The following is a 14,858-nucleotide window of genomic DNA, read 5'->3' on the forward strand; positions in this document are numbered from 1 at the left end:
CTGAGCCCGATGGAACCGGTTTCGTTGTCGCTTGATGTCGATGGCTCGGCCACGCCCGCAGATCCGGAACCCGCGATCGGTCTGACCGGACGTCCCGCGCGATACATTCCGGAGCCCAAACCCAAGAGCGTGCACGGCCCGGCCAAGGTCATCGCGATGTGCAACCAGAAGGGCGGCGTCGGCAAGACCACGTCGACCATCAATCTGGGTGCCAGCCTGGCCGAATACGGCCGCCGGGTGCTGCTGGTCGACCTCGATCCGCAGGGTGCGCTGTCTGCGGGCCTCGGTGTCCCGCACTACGAGCTCGAGCACACCGTGCACAACCTGCTCATCGAACCGCGGGTGTCGATCGACGACGTGCTGATCAACACGCGGGTCAAGGGCCTGGACCTGGTGCCCAGCAATATCGACCTGTCCGCCGCGGAGATTCAGCTGGTCAACGAGGTCGGCCGCGAGCAGACGCTGTCCCGCGCGCTGTATCCGGTACTGGACCGCTACGACTACGTGCTGATCGACTGCCAGCCGTCCCTCGGACTGCTCACGGTCAACGGCCTGGCCTGCGCCGACGGGGTGATCATCCCGACCGAGTGCGAGTTCTTCTCGCTGCGCGGCCTGGCGTTGCTGACCGACACCGTCGACAAGGTCCGCGACCGGCTGAACCCCAAACTCGACATCAGCGGCATCCTGATCACCCGGTACGACAACCGCACCGTCAACGCGCGTGAGGTCATGGCCCGCGTCGTGGAGCGCTTCGGCGACCTCGTGTTCGACACCGTCATCAGCCGGACCGTGCGCTTCCCGGAGACCAGCGTCGCCGGTGAACCGATCACCACCTGGGCCCCGAAATCCGGTGGTGCCCAGGCGTACCGGGCATTGGCGTCTGAGGTCATCGACCGGTTCGGCGCGTGATCTCGGACGTCGACGTTCCTGATGTTGCCGGGGACGCGGCGCCGGCGGATCCGGCGACCGATCAGCCGGAGGAGAAGAAGGTCGGATTCCAGGTCAAGCTCACCAACTTCGAGGGCCCGTTCGACCTGCTGCTGCAGCTGATCTTCGCGCACCGGTTGGATGTCACCGAAGTGGCGCTGCACCGGGTCACCGATGAGTTCATCGCGTACACCAAGGAGATCGGCAGCCAGCTGGAGCTGGACGAGACGACCGCGTTTCTGGTGGTCGCGGCGACCCTCCTGGATCTGAAGGCCGCCCGGCTCCTGCCCGCCGCCGAGGTTCACGACGAGGAAGACCTGGCGCTGCTGGAAGTCCGCGACCTGCTGTTCGCGCGACTGCTGCAGTACCGCGCGTTCAAGCACGTCGCCTTGATGTTCGCCGAACTCGAAGCCGCGGCCATGCGCAGCTACCCGCGGGCGGTCACTCTCGAGGACCGGTTCACCGAGCTGCTGCCCGAGGTGATGCTGGGCGTCGACGCCGATCGGTTCGCGCAGATCGCGGCGACCGCGTTCACACCGCGTCCGGTGCCGTCGCTGCGGGTCGATCACCTGCACGTGCAGGCGGTATCGGTACCCGAGCAGGCGATGAAACTCATGGGCCTGCTGCAGAATCGCGGCGTCGGGGAGTGGGCGTCGTTCACCGAACTGGTCGCCGACTGCGATGGCGGGATGGAGATCGTCGGGCGGTTCCTGGCGCTATTAGAGCTCTACCGTGCCAAGGCGGTAAACTTCGAGCAGATTGAACCGCTTGGAGTGCTGCAAGTTTCGTGGACCGGGGAGCGGCCGACGAACGAGCATCTGGCAGCGGCGGTGGAAGAAGACTCATGACAGACAACGACGCGGTGATTACCGCGGATAGCAGCGTGGGCGAGGACGTCGACCCTGTCGCCGGTGTGACCGACGAAGCCGCCGGCACTGAAGGTGACGCACTCGACACCGCCACTGACGAATCCAGCGACGGGATCGACACCGAGATCACCGATGACGAACTGGGCTCCGCTCTGGAAGCCTTGCTTCTGGTGGTCGACACCCCGGCCCCGGTGGATTCCCTGGCGTCCGCACTGGACGAGCCGATCGAACGGGTCGAGGACAAGCTGCGCCGGATGGCCGCGGAGCTGGCCGAGCGCGGCAGCGGCATCGACCTGCGCGAAGCCGGCGGCGGCTGGCGGATGTACACCCGCGCCCGGTACGCGCCGTATGTCGAGCGGCTGATTCTCGACGGCTCGCGGTCGAAGCTGACCCGAGCGGCGTTGGAGACGCTCGCGGTCGTGGCCTATCGGCAGCCGGTGACCCGCGCCCGGGTGAGTGCGGTGCGTGGCGTCAACGTCGACGCCGTGATGCGGACCCTCGCCGCCCGCGGGCTGATCATCGAAGCCGGTACCGATTCCGATAGCGGTGCAACAACTTTCGCAACCACGGAACTGTTCTTGGAGCGGCTCGGGCTGAACTCGCTGGCCGAGCTGCCGGAACTCGCCCCGCTGTTGCCGGATGTCGACGTCATCGACGACATCACTGAAACCCTCTCTGAGGAGCCGCGTTTCGCCAAACTCGGCGGAACCCCTGCGCCGGCGGAGCCGGCCAAATTCGACGTAGATCGGGACTGACATGGTGGCCAACGAAGAAGGCGTGCGACTGCAGAAGGTGCTGTCGCAGGCGGGAGTTGCCTCTCGGCGCGTCGCCGAGCGGATGATCATGGACGGCCGGGTGGAGGTCGACGGCCAGATCGTCACCGAACTCGGCACCCGCGTTCACCCCGATCGGCAGGTGGTCCGCGTGGACGGCAGCCGGGTGCTCGTCGACGAGGACCTGGTGTACCTCGCGCTGAACAAGCCAAAGGGCATGCACTCCACCATGTCTGACGATCAGGGCCGGCCGTGCATCGGTGATCTGGTCGAGCACCGAGTGCGTGGCAACAAGAAGCTCTTCCACGTCGGCCGGCTCGACGCCGAGACCGAGGGACTGATCCTGTTGACCAACGACGGTGAACTGGCGCACCGCTTGATGCACCCGCGGTATGAGGTGCCCAAGACGTACCTCGCCACCGTGCAGGGCACGGTGCCGCGCGGGATGGGCAAGAAGATGCGCGAGGGCGTGGAGCTGGAAGACGGACCTGTCCACGTCGATGAATTCGTGGTGGTCGACATGGCCGCCGGCAAGACTCTGGTGAAAATCGTTCTGCACGAGGGGCGCAATCGCATCGTGCGTCGGTTGATGGCCGAGGTCGGGTTCCCGGTCAAGGAACTGGTGCGCACGCACATCGGCACGGTGTCGCTGGGGGAGCAGCGGGTCAACAGCCTGCGGGCGTTGACGCGCAAGGAAGTTGGCGAGCTGTACCAGGCGGTGGAACTGTGAACGGCGCCATCGTCATTGCGATCGACGGTCCGGCGGGTACCGGAAAGTCCTCGGTGTCAACGGGTTTGGCGCACGCACTCGGTGCCAACCACATCAACACCGGTGCGATGTACCGGATCGTGACGCTGGCGGTGCTGCGGGCCGGCATCGACCCCGCCGACGCGAGTGCCGTCGTCTCGATGTGTGAGCAGACCGACTTCTCCGTCAGCTTCGACCCGGACCACGACACGTCGTACCTTGCGGGCGAAGACGTTTCGGACGAGATCCGCGGTGACGCGGTGACCCTCGCGGTGTCGGCCGTGTCGGCGATTCCGGCCGTTCGGACCCTGCTGGTGCAGCGGCAGCGCGAGCTCATCGCGGAGGCGGGCTCGGTTGTCGTCGAGGGCCGCGACATCGGCACCGTGGTGAAGCCGGACGCCGATCTCAAGATCTTCCTGACCGCCTCAGCCGAGGAGCGCGCCCGTCGGCGCAATGCGCAGAACGTCGCAAATGGCTTGGGCGATAACTACGAAGCGGTGCTGGCCGATGTGCAGCGCCGGGACCATCTGGACTCCACCCGCGCGGTTTCGCCGCTGCAGGCCGCCGATGATGCGGTCGTGGTCGATTCCAGCGATATGACCCAGGCTGGTGTGGTGGCACATCTGCTGGATCTCGTGCAGCAGAAGGTAGGTGTGCGTCAATGAGTGACGACGGAGTTTGGTTCGACGAAGGCGACTGGGAGATCGGCGCGGAGGGATTCGAGGCCGAGCTCGATGAGTACGCGGGACCGCCCCCGGTGGTGGCCGTCGTGGGGCGGCCCAATGTCGGCAAATCGACTCTGGTGAACCGCATTCTGGGCCGTCGTGAAGCGGTGGTCCAGGACATCCCCGGCGTGACCCGGGACCGCGTGTCGTACGACGCGCAGTGGGTCGGGCGCCGGTTCGTGGTGCAGGACACCGGCGGTTGGGAACCCGACGCCAAGGGTCTGCAGATGCTGGTCGCCGAGCAGGCCACCGTCGCGATGCGCACCGCGGACGCGATCATCCTGGTGGTCGACGCCGTGGTCGGAGCGACCGCGGCCGACGAGGCCGCGGCCAAGCGGCTGCAGCGCTCCGGCAAGCCGGTGTTCCTGGCGGCCAACAAGGTTGACAACGAGAAGGTGGAGTCCGAGGCCGCGGCGCTGTGGTCGCTGGGGCTGGGGCAGCCGTACTCGATCAGTGCGATGCACGGTCGCGGTGTGGCCGACCTGCTCGATGCGGTGCTCGAGGTGCTGCCGACCCTATCCGAAATGAGTGGCGGGACAGGCGGTCCGCGCCGCGTCGCGCTGGTCGGCAAGCCCAACGTCGGCAAGAGCTCGCTGCTGAACAAGCTGTCCGGTGACGAGCGGTCCGTCGTGCATGACGTCGCCGGTACCACCGTGGACCCGGTCGACTCGCTGATCGAATTGGACGGCAAGACTTGGCGTTTCGTCGACACGGCCGGTCTGCGCCGTAAGGTCGGCCAGGCCAGCGGCCATGAGTTCTATGCCTCGGTGCGCACGCACGGCGCGATCGACGCCGCCGAAGTCGCGATCATGCTGATCGACGCCTCCCAGACGCTGTCCGAGCAGGACCTGCGGGTGCTGTCGATGGTGATCGAGGCCGGGCGCGCGTTGGTCATCGCGTTCAACAAGTGGGACCTGGTCGACGAGGACCGGCGCTACTTGCTCGACAAGGAGATCGAACGCGAACTGGTGCAGGTGCAGTGGGCGCCGCGCGTCAACATTTCCGCGAAAACCGGTCGGGCCGTGCAGAAGTTGGTGCCGGCGCTGGAGTCCTCGCTGGCGTCCTGGGACGCGCGCATCTCGACCGGACGGCTCAACACGTTCCTCAAGGAGATCGTCGCCGCGACGCCGCCGCCGGTGCGCGGCGGCAAGCAGCCACGCATCCTGTTCGCCACGCAGGCGGCCTCTCGGCCGCCGACCTTCGTGCTGTTCACCACGGGCTTCCTGGAGGCCGGCTACCGCCGGTTCCTCGAGCGCCGACTGCGTGAAGAGTTCGGCTTCGAGGGCAGCCCGATCAAGATCAATGTGCGGGTGCGGGAGAAGCGCGGCGTCAAGCGCTGACCGTCGCCGCGCCGCCGGACCCGTTTAGGGTCCGGCGGAAGGTCTGAGGTAGGCTTTCCAACCGTTGCCGGTTCATCCGGTAGCGCCGCGGGCTGTGGCGCAGCTTGGTAGCGCACTTGACTGGGGGTCAAGTGGTCGCAGGTTCAAATCCTGTCAGCCCGACAAAGTTTGTACAGGTCAAAGGCCTCGCGGTGGCTTGGATTGCGCCGTCTTACTGTCGCACCCACCCGAGGACACCTTGATGGCGATCGCCGATGTCTCTGCCTACATGCACCTCAGCAGTGAGGACGTCGAAGAGATCGGCTACGAACTCGACGTGATCCGCCGGGACGTCGAGGAGTCGCTCGGGACGAAGGACGCGGCCTATATCCGGCGGGTGATCCATTTTCAGCGGGTGCTCGATGTTGCGGCGCGGCTGATGATCGCCGGTAGCCGGTCCAAGGTTGGCTGGGTGGCCGGCACGTGCGCGCTGGCGTACGCGAAGTCCATCGAGAACATGGAGCTCGGCCACAACATCTCCCACGGCCAGTGGGATTGGATGAACGACCCCGAAATCCACTCCAACACCTGGGAGTGGGACATGGTCGGGCATTCCGCGCAGTGGCGGTACTCGCACAACTATCGGCATCACGTCTACAGCAACGTGCTCGGCATGGACGAGGACATCGGTTACCGCCTGCTACGAGTGACGACCGACCAGCCGTGGCGGTGGGCTTATCTGTTGACTCCGCTGCGAAACCTGGTGCTGGCAGCGATGTTCGAATGGGGCATCGCCCTGCACGGCCTGCACTCGGAGCGGCTCCGGGGCGAGACGGCAGACGCTGTCGCGGTGGAGAAGCGGAAGTTTCTCGCCAAGGGCGCCCGCCAGTTGGGTAAGGACTATGTGTTCTTCCCTGCGCTGAGCCTGCGCCGGTGGCGTCGCACGCTGGCGGCCAATGCCACTGCGAATGTGCTCCGGAACCTGTGGGTGTACGTGAACATCATTTGCGGGCACATCCCCGACGGGGCCGAGACGTTCGACCCCGCTGTGGTCAAGGACGAAACTCGCGGCGAATGGTATCTGCGACAAATTCTCGGGACGGCGAACTTCAACGCAAGCCCGCTGCTGGCGATTTCGGGTGGGCACCTGTGCTACCAGATCGAGCATCACCTGTTCCCTGATCTGCCGAGCAACCGGTTGCCTGAAGTGAGTGTCCGGGTCCGGGAACTGTGCGAGAAGTACGGCCTGCCCTACAACACGGCATCGCTTCCGCGCCAGTACTTTCGGACGCAAAGGATCATCCACGGGTTGGCGTGGCCCGACTGGCTGCTGCGTGTGGGGCGGCGGCGCGACTAACTGTTCAACGGATACGCCGGCCCGATTGGTTGCGCGGACGCGGACGAATCGGCTCCGGCAGAGAACTGCCGTCGTTCTTGCCCATTTCACTGGCCACCCCGACACAGAAAAACCCACTCTGACCAGCGTTGGAGTGGGTTTTTGATTGCTTGGCGGTGATACCGTGCCGGGACCGCTTTGGGACCAGATTCCCAGAGATGCTTCGAAGGGCCGGGTCGAGGACAGCTGCAGTTTGACTGGCTGACCGAGGTGGCGGCGGCGATTCTGGAATGCATCGGGCGCAACCAGCTCGAGGCTGGCCGGCTCGCGACCCTGACGGCAGGGCGATTCTCGCCGCCGATTTCCACCGCCTGGTCAGGCTCGTGGTGCGTTTGAGCTCTATGTAATTACACAACGTCATTGACAGCCCGTAATTAGGGGCGCAAGCTGGTGTCATGACCACGACAAAGCGAGTTGTTTTCATCGGGGCAGCCGGTGAGATGTGCCGTGTCGCCATCGAACGGTTCGTCAAGGCGGCCGGCGACGCCGACTGGATGCTGGAGCTCTACGACATCCGGCCGGAACTGCTGCATGAGTTCGCGGCGAAGCTGCCTGCGGGCTCGGTGACGGTCGGCTCGTTCGACCTCTTCGACGGTGGCGCGCTGCGCAGGGCGATCGACGGCGCCGACCTCGTCGTGCTCGGCGCGGGGCCGTACAACCGCACCGCGGAGCCGGTGATGGAGGCCTGCATCGAGAAGCAGGTGCCCTATCTGGATCTCGACGACGACGAGGCGAGCACGCGTGCAGCGCTGGCGCTCGATGACCGCGCGAAGGCTGCCGGTGTCCCGATCCTCATCTGCTGTGGTGCATCGCCCGGGTACACCAATGTGATGACCGCCGATGCGGCGCGCGACATGGATGTTGTTGAGCGCATTGACATCTGCTGGGTGACCGGCGATGAGGGGCCGGTGCCGTTCGGCCGGGCGGTGCTCGACCACGCGATCCGCGGTTTTGCCGGGCCGTGCTGGACCTGGGAGAACGGGCGCGCAGTGCAACATCAGACGTTCCTGGAGACCGATGTGTTCGACGTCGGCAACTCACTCGGTGACGCCTACCGATTCTACGAGTGTGCGCATCCAGAAGCGGTGACGTTGCCGCGGCGCTGGCCGGGAGCCGACCGGATTCGGGTTCTGGGCGCCCTCGATCCGCCGCCCACCAACGGCATCATGCGTGGCGTCGCAGTGGCCGTGCAGGACAACAACATCACCATGGACGAGGCCATCGACTTCGTCAACGACCTCCTGACCGACAAGACCGGTTCGCTCAAGGTATGGCGGTACGCGTTGTCGGGGCTCTGGGGCACCATCCGTCGCGGTGAGATCGGCGTGGCCGAGGTGCTGAGATTCCTGGCAACGTCGGCAGCAAAGAAGCACCCGCCGTTCCGGGGCACCAACTATGTCCGGGTGACGGGCAAACGCGATGGGCAGCAAGTGGTTTCGGTGCGGCGTGCACCGGTGAGCGGGCCCGGTACCCCGTGGACCACCATGGCGTCTCTCACGGGTTCGGCCACCGCGGCGTTCATGCTGTTGGCCGTCGACCAATTGGGCGAACGGTCCGGGGTTTTGGCGCCGGAGGATTGGGCCGACCCGGAGACCTTCTACCACGCGCTGGCGGCCACCGGTGGGGCGCCACTGCACCAGGTGGTCGAGGCAGTGGTCACCCCGAGTACTGCGGTGACTTCCCGCAAGGTGGTGTCCGCATGAACCTGCTGACCGAAACCGGTTGGGCCCCTGTGCCTGTCGGTGAACCGGCGCTCGCCGGCGAGGTGACCTGTGATGTCGCCGTGGTCGGGGGCGGCGTCGGTGGGATGACGGCAGCCTTGCGCCTCGCCGAATCCGGCGCCGACGTCGTTCTGCTCGAAGCGCAGACCTGTGGCTGGGGCGCGAGTTCGCGCAACGCGGGCTATGTGACCAACTCGATCGCCGCCGATCCATCGTTGCTGGCACTGTTGTTGAGCCGCAGCAAGGTCCGCGCGCTGTTCCAGTTTGCCGAAGCGGCAGTGGAATTCACTCAGGACGCCATCGAGCATCGCGCCATCGACTGTGACTTCGAAAAGGTCGGCATTGTGCTGGCCGCGGTGTCGAAGGGACAACTGCGAAAGTCGCGGCGAAACGCGAAGATGCTGTCCGAGGCCGGCTCGTCGGCCGAGTTCGTCGATGGACGAGACGCGGGCTTGCCGGACGGCTTCCTGGGCGGAGTGCGCGAAGGCATCGGGGGGACCCTGAATCCCGGCAAGTACGCCATGGGACTACGCGACGCGGTCTTGGCCTCTGGGGTAAGGGTTTTCGAGCACACGCCGGTGCAGAACGTCACCGATGGCGGTGCCGGGGTGACTGTCGAGACGGCGCAGGGCCGGGTCCGCGCCAAGCAGGCGTTGCTTACCGCCAACGCCAACCTCAAGGACTTCGCCATTGCGCCGCGCCGGCTGGTCTCCCCGGTGTGGACCTCACTGGTGGAAACCGAGCCGGTCGCCCCGGAACGCCTGGACTCCATCGGGTGGACCAGCCGCGCGCCCATGGTGACCGCACACATGATCTTGGAGAGCTACCGCGTAACCCCGCGGAACACCATCGTTTTCGGTACCCGGCGGTTGGAGACCACCAACGGGCCGCTGCACGCGCGAACGCCTTCGGGGCCCGTCGTCGACGATCTCGTGCGCGGCTTCCGCGAGCGGTTCCCCGGCCTGAGCGACGTTGCGCCGCAACGGGCCTGGGGCGGCTGGATCGGCATGAGCTCCACTTGGCTGCCGGTCGCCGGGGAGGCCGCGCCGAACGTGCTGTATTCGTTGGCGTGCAACGGACATGGCTTCGCCCAGGCACAGTACGTCGGAAACCTGCTCGCCGACAGACTTTCCGGCGCACCCATGCCGGACGACCTCAAGACCATCTGGCATGACGGCCGATTCTGGCCCAGCTTCGTCAGCCAGCCGGCACTGACCCTCGGCTGGTTCGGCGACCGCGTTCTCGACCGCCTGGCCCGGATATAGGCAGCAAGGAGCAAATATGGACGTCATCGGCGCGTTGTTCGCCCTCGCGGATCTCCTCATGATCTTCGCCGGTTTCACCTACGGCTGGAAGTTCATCCGGAACCATGGGAACTATCTGCTCGGTCTGGAGTGGATCATCGTCGCGACCTCCGGGGTCAACTTCCTGATCTACGCGGTGCTGCGGCTGAGCCAGGAGAGCGGCAGTTTTCACGTCGCGATCTTCTTCGACGCGTTCTCCAGGTCGGTCGGGATCACCTTGATCCTGGTGCTCGGCTTGATGGCCGTGACCCACGGATACCAGCCGTCGCGCACAGTCGATATCGGCGTCTTCGCCCTGGCCGGCGTGGTCGGTCTCGTCCTGACGTTCTACGCCTTGCGGACGGCATCACCGGTCACGCACCACATCGGCCTGACCGGCGCGGTGTTCCTCGTCGCGGTGAACGTCCTCACCACGATCTTCCTGATCTATTTCGCCACCCGGCTGTGGCGTATCGGCGAGCGGGGCCACGCGGTGCTCGTCATGGTCGTGACTGCGATGGGGTCGGTGATCGCCGCGACGTATGACTTCTACGACGTACCCGGTGATGACTCGAACCGGACGATCTTCTACACGGCGGCGCTGACGACGTGGGCGCTCCAGTTGATCGTCTACTACTACGCCTACTGCGCGATGGACGAACATAACCGGCATCGCGCCACGGTTGTGATGAACTAAGGACACGATGAGCAGACGCCCCAAACACGATCCAAAGGAGTCCGAACGCGAGATCCTCGTCGCGGCGGAGGAGTTCTTGCGGGAGCGGCCATTCCGCGAGATGACCGTCGACGCGGTGATGAGCCGGACTGGACTCAAGCGGCCGGCGTTCTACGTGCACTTCCGGGACCGCCACGACCTCGCGCTGCGCGTCGTCGAGCAACTCGGGATGGAGATCGGAGAGATGGTCGACCGGTGGCTGGTGGGCACCGACCTCGTCAACGATGCGAGGTCGGCATTCAAAGGGCTGACCGAGGTTTATTCGCAACACGGTGCCGTCTTACGTGCGCTGTCGGATGCGGCGGGTAGCGACGAGAAGGTCGAGGCCGCATACGGGCAGCTGATTCAGCAGTTCATCGACGCGACCACCAAACGCATCGTTGACGATCAGGCGGACGGGCGGATCAAGGCAGATCTCGATGCAGTGGAGACCGCACGGGCCCTGGTCTGGATGGACGAACGCTATCTGACACAGACGTTTTCGCGTGAGCCACACCCGGACCCGGACCTTGTAGTCGAGGTGCTGTACAACATTTGGATGTCTGCTCTATACGGACCGCGGCCCTAGCCAGGCAGTCCCTGGCCCCCTGGGCGCGTCGAAAATTCTCAGCGGGTCGATAGCGTCAACCCGGCGCAACCGGGGCCCTGCTCCTGCCGATCGCACGGATGTCGGCGCCGGCGACCGCCCTAGGCGGCACAGGCCCGGTCTGGACAGCCGGCAGCCACAAGTCGAAGACTATGGCTATCGGCACAAGGCGCAACAATCGACCAGGGAGTGATGATGACGAGATACACCAGCGCATCCAGAACTTGGGATGGCGGTTGGGCCGAAGCTGAACGCGCGGCCGAGAAGATGGTGTTTCGTGCGCCGACGTTCGCGCTGGAACTCGCCAAAGCACTGCGGCCTGAACGGCGTTCCGCGCATGTCGGCGGCAATCTGGCTACCGCCACCGAAGAGGTGGTGATCAATGTTCCTGTCGATCGTGTCTATGCGCAGGTAGCCGATGTGACTCAAATGGGCCGGTGGAGTCCGGAGAACACCGGTGCGACCATCAGAGACGGTGGAATCGTGGGTGTCGGAACAGTCTTCGACGGCCGCAATCTGCGTGGCCGCTTGCGCTGGACCACCCGCTGCGAAGTGATCGCCGCCGATGAGAACGAGTACTTTGCCTTCAAGGTGCGGGCGATCGGTTGGGACCGACCGTTTCTGCGTTTCCCGATAGCGACCTGGACGTACCGGTTCCGGGTAATCGACGAGGCGACGACCGCGGTCAGTGAGACCTGGGCGGTTGGTCCTTGGCCACGACCGGTAGTCGATGCAGTCAATCACTGGTCGGCGAACGGCCTGACGGGAGCCGAGATTCAGAGCAGGAACTTGGCCATCACATTGCGGAATCTGAAACAGCGACTCGAAGCCGACGACTAGATCTTGTTGTCCGGTTAGCCTGACGCCATGACCGTGAACTCGAAGGTTTCGCGCTCCTGGCTCCTGGTCAATCCGTCTCGCGAGCCTGATCTCGGGGCGCTGCTGGCGACCACAAACTCCGACGAGGTGATTCTGGACCTCGAAGACGCTGTCGCTCCCGATGAGAAGGAGGCGGCTCGGGACCGGGTCATCGAATTCCTCAACTCTGGGGCCCGGGCGTGGGTCCGGGTCAACGACGCGTCCAGTGATTTCTGGTCGGCCGACTGTCGTGCCCTGGCCGAGTGCAGCGGGATGAAGGGCGTTGTGCTGGCCAAGACGGAGGGCGGGAATCACATGTGGGACACCGCGAATCGGCTCGGCGGTGAGTCACCGGTGATTGCACTGATCGAAACCGCACGCGGGCTGGCGCGGGTGCATGACATCGCCGCGGCGCGACCGTGCTTTCGCATCGCGTTCGGCGTCAACGACTACACGCTGGACATCGGGGTGGAGCAGGACCCGTTGGCGCTGGCGTACAGCCGGTCCCAGCTGGTCGTCGCGTCGCGCGCGGCGCACATCCCGGGTCCGATCGACGGGCCGACCCGCGACCCCGATCAGCTGGCCGAGGGCGTGGCGCTCACTCGGCAGATGGGCATGACGGGCAAGCTCGCGCTGCGTTCGTCCGACGCCGAGACCATCAACACCGGGCTGAGCCCGTCCGAATCTGATATCGGCTGGGCGCGCGAGTTCGTCGAGCAGTTCAACGCCCGCGGCGGAAAACCCAAGGACGGCAGCGACTTACCTCGGTTGAACCGCGCCCGGATCATTCTCGAGAAGGCGCGCCAACTCCGGCTGATACCGAGCTGAACGCCGCCGGCGGCAACTGCGTCAGGGCAGCGAGGCGTCAGTTCAGCGGTACCCACCCGCGCGGGTCTACATCCGTGGGTACGGCGCGCACGTAGTAGCAGTTGCTGAATCCCAGTGCGCCTTCGCAATGGTTGAAGATGCCGTTGCTGTCGGATTGCCCGTCGCAGAATCCGCCCCAGGGCGTGTTCATGCATTGTCCTGGCGTGGCGTGGGCTACGCCGATGGGGCTGAGCGCGATCGCGGCGGCGATCACTAGTGCGGTTTTCATCAGCCCATCCCTCCTTCTGCCATGAGGTTTGATCTGTCGCGAGGCTCTGGTGAGTTGCCTTCACCCGGCCCATAAATTCCGATGGTAGGCCGAGTTTTGGGGTACTGCGATTGATATGGGAGTAGGCGAGTGACCGCACCCGGTGGAGTTCGCGGGACGGGTGTGACGCGTGAGGTAGGTGGGGATGCTGAGAGGGTACCGGTCCGCAATTGCCCACGCCGCCAACAGGTTTAGATCGGAACTCTTTCGGCCACACGGCTCGTCGAGACCTACCCGGAACCCGCCGGTGCAGGGTCGCGTACGTTCTTGGAGAATCAAGTCCGAGAACCCAACGCACCAATCGACGAAAGCCATCATGCCCGAGGATCAGAACACAGACGTCCCACCGAATCACCTCTCCATCGATCCGCGTAGCCCCTTCTATAGCGAAGAGGCGCTCATCCGAGGTGTGGGTATTCGCTTCAATGGCGTCGAGCGGACCAACGTGGTCGAATACGACGTCGCCGAGGGTTGGGTGCGTATGGAAGTCCCGACCGCCAAGGATCGCCGCGGAAATCCGATGGTCGTCAAGCAAAGCGGCACGGTTGAACCGTACTTCCGCCTAGCGGAGTAGCGGACCCCCGCGGGTTTGATGGTGCCAAGCCATGCAGACAGCACTGCTGCGCCCACGATCACCGCAGCGGTCCCCGGCTCCTTCGAGTGGGGTGTGTACCACGAGCGGCATCCGAAGCTGATTCGTCAGGTATTGGACACCACGCCGTACACCTCCGCTGAGGAGGCGATGCTGCAACAGCTTCTCGCCGAAAGCACCACCGGCGTCCTCGAGCCGTTGCCCGAGACGGCTCATGACCGTGCCGATTGGCTGGCATGGGGAGAGCACCTCTACGGACGGCCCTGGGGTGAGGTGCCGTTCTTGTGGAGCGAAAGCTACTTCTACCGGCGATTGCTCGAGGCCGTCGGTTACTTCGGCGCCGGCGCCTGGCGCGGAGTCGACCCGTTCGCTCCGGTCAAGAACGCCGAGTTGGCGGGACCAGAGGTCGAGGAAGAGCTGAGTGCGCTCGCCGACTTGGCGGACGCGGGGGACCAGCAGCACGAGGCACTGCTGGTCGCCGCATTATGGGGTAACCGCGCCGACCTCAGCTTCCAACTCCAACTGACCGCCGCCGCCGCAGAAGCGCGGTCGGAGGGCATCCTCGTCGACGACAGCGGATTGCTCTGGGCTGCGCTGAGTGCGCAGGACAAGCCGATCGTCTGCGTCGTGGCAGACAACGCAGGACGCGAGCTGCTGTCGGATCTCGTGCTGGCCGACAATCTGCTCACTCAACGTATTGCGGCCGAGATCGTGCTGTACGTCAAGCCGCACCCGTACTACGTGTCGGATGCGACCATGGCCGACATGCTGTCGGTCGTCCAACGCTTGAAGGCCGACCCACGTCCACAGATTGGCGACATCGGCGACCGACTCTGGGAGGCCGTGCGCAGCGGCCGGCTCAAGGTACGCACGCATGAGTTCTTCTGTGCGCCGTTGGCGTTCCACGACATGCCCGATGATCTCGCAGCCGAATTCGCCACGGCCACAATGACGGTGATGAAAGGCGACCTCAACTACCGGCGCCTCGTCGGAGACCGGTACTGGCCCGCCACGACACCGTTCAACGAAACCGTGGCCTACTTTCCGTCTCCGGTGACCGCACTGCGGACGCTGAAGTCGGAAGTTGTCGTCGGCCTCACGTCCGAGCAGGTTGCAGAACTCGATGCCACCGGACAGCGATGGCGGACCAGCGGCCGGTACGCCTTGATCCAAGTCCGCGTGGACTAGGG

Annotated in this window: 16 protein-coding genes and 1 tRNA gene; 16 read left to right on the plus strand and 1 reads right to left on the minus strand. The window is 65.2% G+C overall.

Translation table 11 applies throughout. The annotated features are described in order from the left end of the window. Positions 1-9 precede the first annotated feature (9 nt). The 14 genes from A7G45_RS14975 to A7G45_RS15040 all read left to right on the plus strand — a co-directional run bounded on the left by A7G45_RS14975 (position 10) and on the right by A7G45_RS15040 (position 12,769). Entirely contained in the window at positions 10-909 is a 900-nt protein-coding gene (locus tag A7G45_RS14975) for a ParA family protein (RefSeq protein ID WP_043987837.1), read from the plus strand. Further along, complete coding sequence (locus A7G45_RS14980) at positions 906-1,775, plus strand: segregation/condensation protein A (RefSeq protein WP_260938387.1); 870 nt, start codon at positions 906-908, stop codon at positions 1,773-1,775. Before A7G45_RS14975 ends, A7G45_RS14980 begins: the two co-directional genes overlap by 4 nt. Further along, a complete protein-coding gene (scpB, locus tag A7G45_RS14985; protein WP_260938389.1) occupies positions 1,772-2,551 on the plus strand; it encodes an SMC-Scp complex subunit ScpB in 780 nt (259 codons plus the stop codon). The genes A7G45_RS14980 and scpB overlap by 4 nt, the downstream gene beginning before the upstream one ends. A 1-nt stretch (position 2,552) precedes the next feature. Further along, the gene (locus tag A7G45_RS14990; protein WP_043398729.1) at positions 2,553-3,299 is read left to right on the plus strand and encodes a pseudouridine synthase; all 747 of its coding nucleotides are present in this window, start codon (positions 2,553-2,555) and stop codon (positions 3,297-3,299) included. Then, a complete protein-coding gene (cmk, locus tag A7G45_RS14995) occupies positions 3,296-3,982 on the plus strand; it encodes a (d)CMP kinase (protein WP_260938392.1) in 687 nt (228 codons plus the stop codon). Before A7G45_RS14990 ends, cmk begins: the two co-directional genes overlap by 4 nt. Further along, on the plus strand, positions 3,979-5,382 hold the full coding sequence (gene der / locus A7G45_RS15000) for a ribosome biogenesis GTPase Der (protein WP_260938394.1): 1,404 nt from the start codon (positions 3,979-3,981) through the stop codon (positions 5,380-5,382). The genes cmk and der overlap by 4 nt, the downstream gene beginning before the upstream one ends. An 88-nt stretch (positions 5,383-5,470) precedes the next feature. After that, a tRNA-Pro gene (locus A7G45_RS15005) sits at positions 5,471-5,544 on the plus strand. Positions 5,545-5,623: 79 nt separating this feature from the next. Next, on the plus strand, positions 5,624-6,718 hold the full coding sequence (locus A7G45_RS15010) for a fatty acid desaturase family protein (RefSeq protein ID WP_260938395.1): 1,095 nt from the start codon (positions 5,624-5,626) through the stop codon (positions 6,716-6,718). 434 nt (positions 6,719-7,152) lie between these two features. Next, positions 7,153-8,460: a saccharopine dehydrogenase family protein gene (locus tag A7G45_RS15015; protein WP_043398721.1), complete on the plus strand. Its 1,308-nt coding sequence runs from the start codon at positions 7,153-7,155 to the stop codon at positions 8,458-8,460. After that, positions 8,457-9,743, plus strand: a complete 1,287-nt coding sequence (locus tag A7G45_RS15020; RefSeq protein WP_260938396.1) for an NAD(P)/FAD-dependent oxidoreductase — start codon at positions 8,457-8,459, stop codon at positions 9,741-9,743. Before A7G45_RS15015 ends, A7G45_RS15020 begins: the two co-directional genes overlap by 4 nt. A 16-nt stretch (positions 9,744-9,759) precedes the next feature. After that, positions 9,760-10,458, plus strand: a complete 699-nt coding sequence (locus A7G45_RS15025) for a transporter (protein WP_260938397.1) — start codon at positions 9,760-9,762, stop codon at positions 10,456-10,458. A gap of 7 nt (positions 10,459-10,465) precedes the next feature. Continuing rightward, entirely contained in the window at positions 10,466-11,065 is a 600-nt protein-coding gene (locus tag A7G45_RS15030; RefSeq protein ID WP_260938398.1) for a TetR/AcrR family transcriptional regulator, read from the plus strand. Positions 11,066-11,278: 213 nt separating this feature from the next. Next, entirely contained in the window at positions 11,279-11,923 is a 645-nt protein-coding gene (locus tag A7G45_RS15035) for an SRPBCC family protein (protein WP_260938399.1), read from the plus strand. Between the two features lie 27 nt (positions 11,924-11,950). Then, a complete protein-coding gene (locus A7G45_RS15040) occupies positions 11,951-12,769 on the plus strand; it encodes an HpcH/HpaI aldolase/citrate lyase family protein (RefSeq protein ID WP_260938400.1) in 819 nt (272 codons plus the stop codon). 37 nt (positions 12,770-12,806) lie between these two features. Here the strand turns inward: A7G45_RS15040 and A7G45_RS15045 are convergent, their stop codons facing one another. Then, positions 12,807-13,037 (minus strand): hypothetical protein, encoded by a 231-nt coding sequence (locus A7G45_RS15045; protein ID WP_260938401.1) that lies wholly within the window; start codon positions 13,035-13,037, stop codon positions 12,807-12,809. Positions 13,038-13,392: 355 nt separating this feature from the next. Here A7G45_RS15045 and A7G45_RS15050 point away from each other — a divergent pair, with 355 nt between their 5' ends. Next, positions 13,393-13,650 carry a DUF3297 family protein gene (locus A7G45_RS15050; protein ID WP_260938402.1) on the plus strand — a complete coding sequence of 86 codons (258 nt, stop codon included), beginning with the start codon at positions 13,393-13,395 and terminating at the stop codon, positions 13,648-13,650. Between the two features lie 21 nt (positions 13,651-13,671). Beyond that, on the plus strand, positions 13,672-14,856 hold the full coding sequence (locus A7G45_RS15055; RefSeq protein ID WP_260938403.1) for a damage-control phosphatase ARMT1 family protein: 1,185 nt from the start codon (positions 13,672-13,674) through the stop codon (positions 14,854-14,856). Positions 14,857-14,858: the final 2 nt, after the last annotated feature.

The sequence above is a fragment of the Mycolicibacterium llatzerense genome (genome assembly GCF_025331195.1).
In the GTDB taxonomy this organism is placed as follows: domain Bacteria; phylum Actinomycetota; class Actinomycetes; order Mycobacteriales; family Mycobacteriaceae; genus Mycobacterium; species Mycobacterium llatzerense.

Bases quoted from the DNA above. Each gene is read 5' to 3' on its own strand.
- A7G45_RS14975 (WP_043987837.1), top strand. From the start codon at position 10: ATGGAACCGGTTTCGTTGTCGCTTGATGTCGATGGCTCGGCCACGCCC.
- scpB (WP_260938389.1), top strand. From the start codon at position 1,772: ATGACAGACAACGACGCGGTGATTACCGCGGATAGCAGCGTGGGCGAG.
- A7G45_RS14990 (WP_043398729.1), top strand. From the start codon at position 2,553: ATGGTGGCCAACGAAGAAGGCGTGCGACTGCAGAAGGTGCTGTCGCAG.
- der (WP_260938394.1), top strand. From the start codon at position 3,979: ATGAGTGACGACGGAGTTTGGTTCGACGAAGGCGACTGGGAGATCGGC.
- A7G45_RS15010 (WP_260938395.1), top strand. From the start codon at position 5,624: ATGGCGATCGCCGATGTCTCTGCCTACATGCACCTCAGCAGTGAGGAC.
- A7G45_RS15015 (WP_043398721.1), top strand. From the start codon at position 7,153: ATGACCACGACAAAGCGAGTTGTTTTCATCGGGGCAGCCGGTGAGATG.
- A7G45_RS15020 (WP_260938396.1), top strand. From the start codon at position 8,457: ATGAACCTGCTGACCGAAACCGGTTGGGCCCCTGTGCCTGTCGGTGAA.
- A7G45_RS15025 (WP_260938397.1), top strand. From the start codon at position 9,760: ATGGACGTCATCGGCGCGTTGTTCGCCCTCGCGGATCTCCTCATGATC.
- A7G45_RS15030 (WP_260938398.1), top strand. From the start codon at position 10,466: ATGAGCAGACGCCCCAAACACGATCCAAAGGAGTCCGAACGCGAGATC.
- A7G45_RS15035 (WP_260938399.1), top strand. From the start codon at position 11,279: ATGACGAGATACACCAGCGCATCCAGAACTTGGGATGGCGGTTGGGCC.
- A7G45_RS15040 (WP_260938400.1), top strand. From the start codon at position 11,951: ATGACCGTGAACTCGAAGGTTTCGCGCTCCTGGCTCCTGGTCAATCCG.
- A7G45_RS15045 (WP_260938401.1), bottom strand. From the start codon at position 13,037: ATGAAAACCGCACTAGTGATCGCCGCCGCGATCGCGCTCAGCCCCATC.
- A7G45_RS15050 (WP_260938402.1), top strand. From the start codon at position 13,393: ATGCCCGAGGATCAGAACACAGACGTCCCACCGAATCACCTCTCCATC.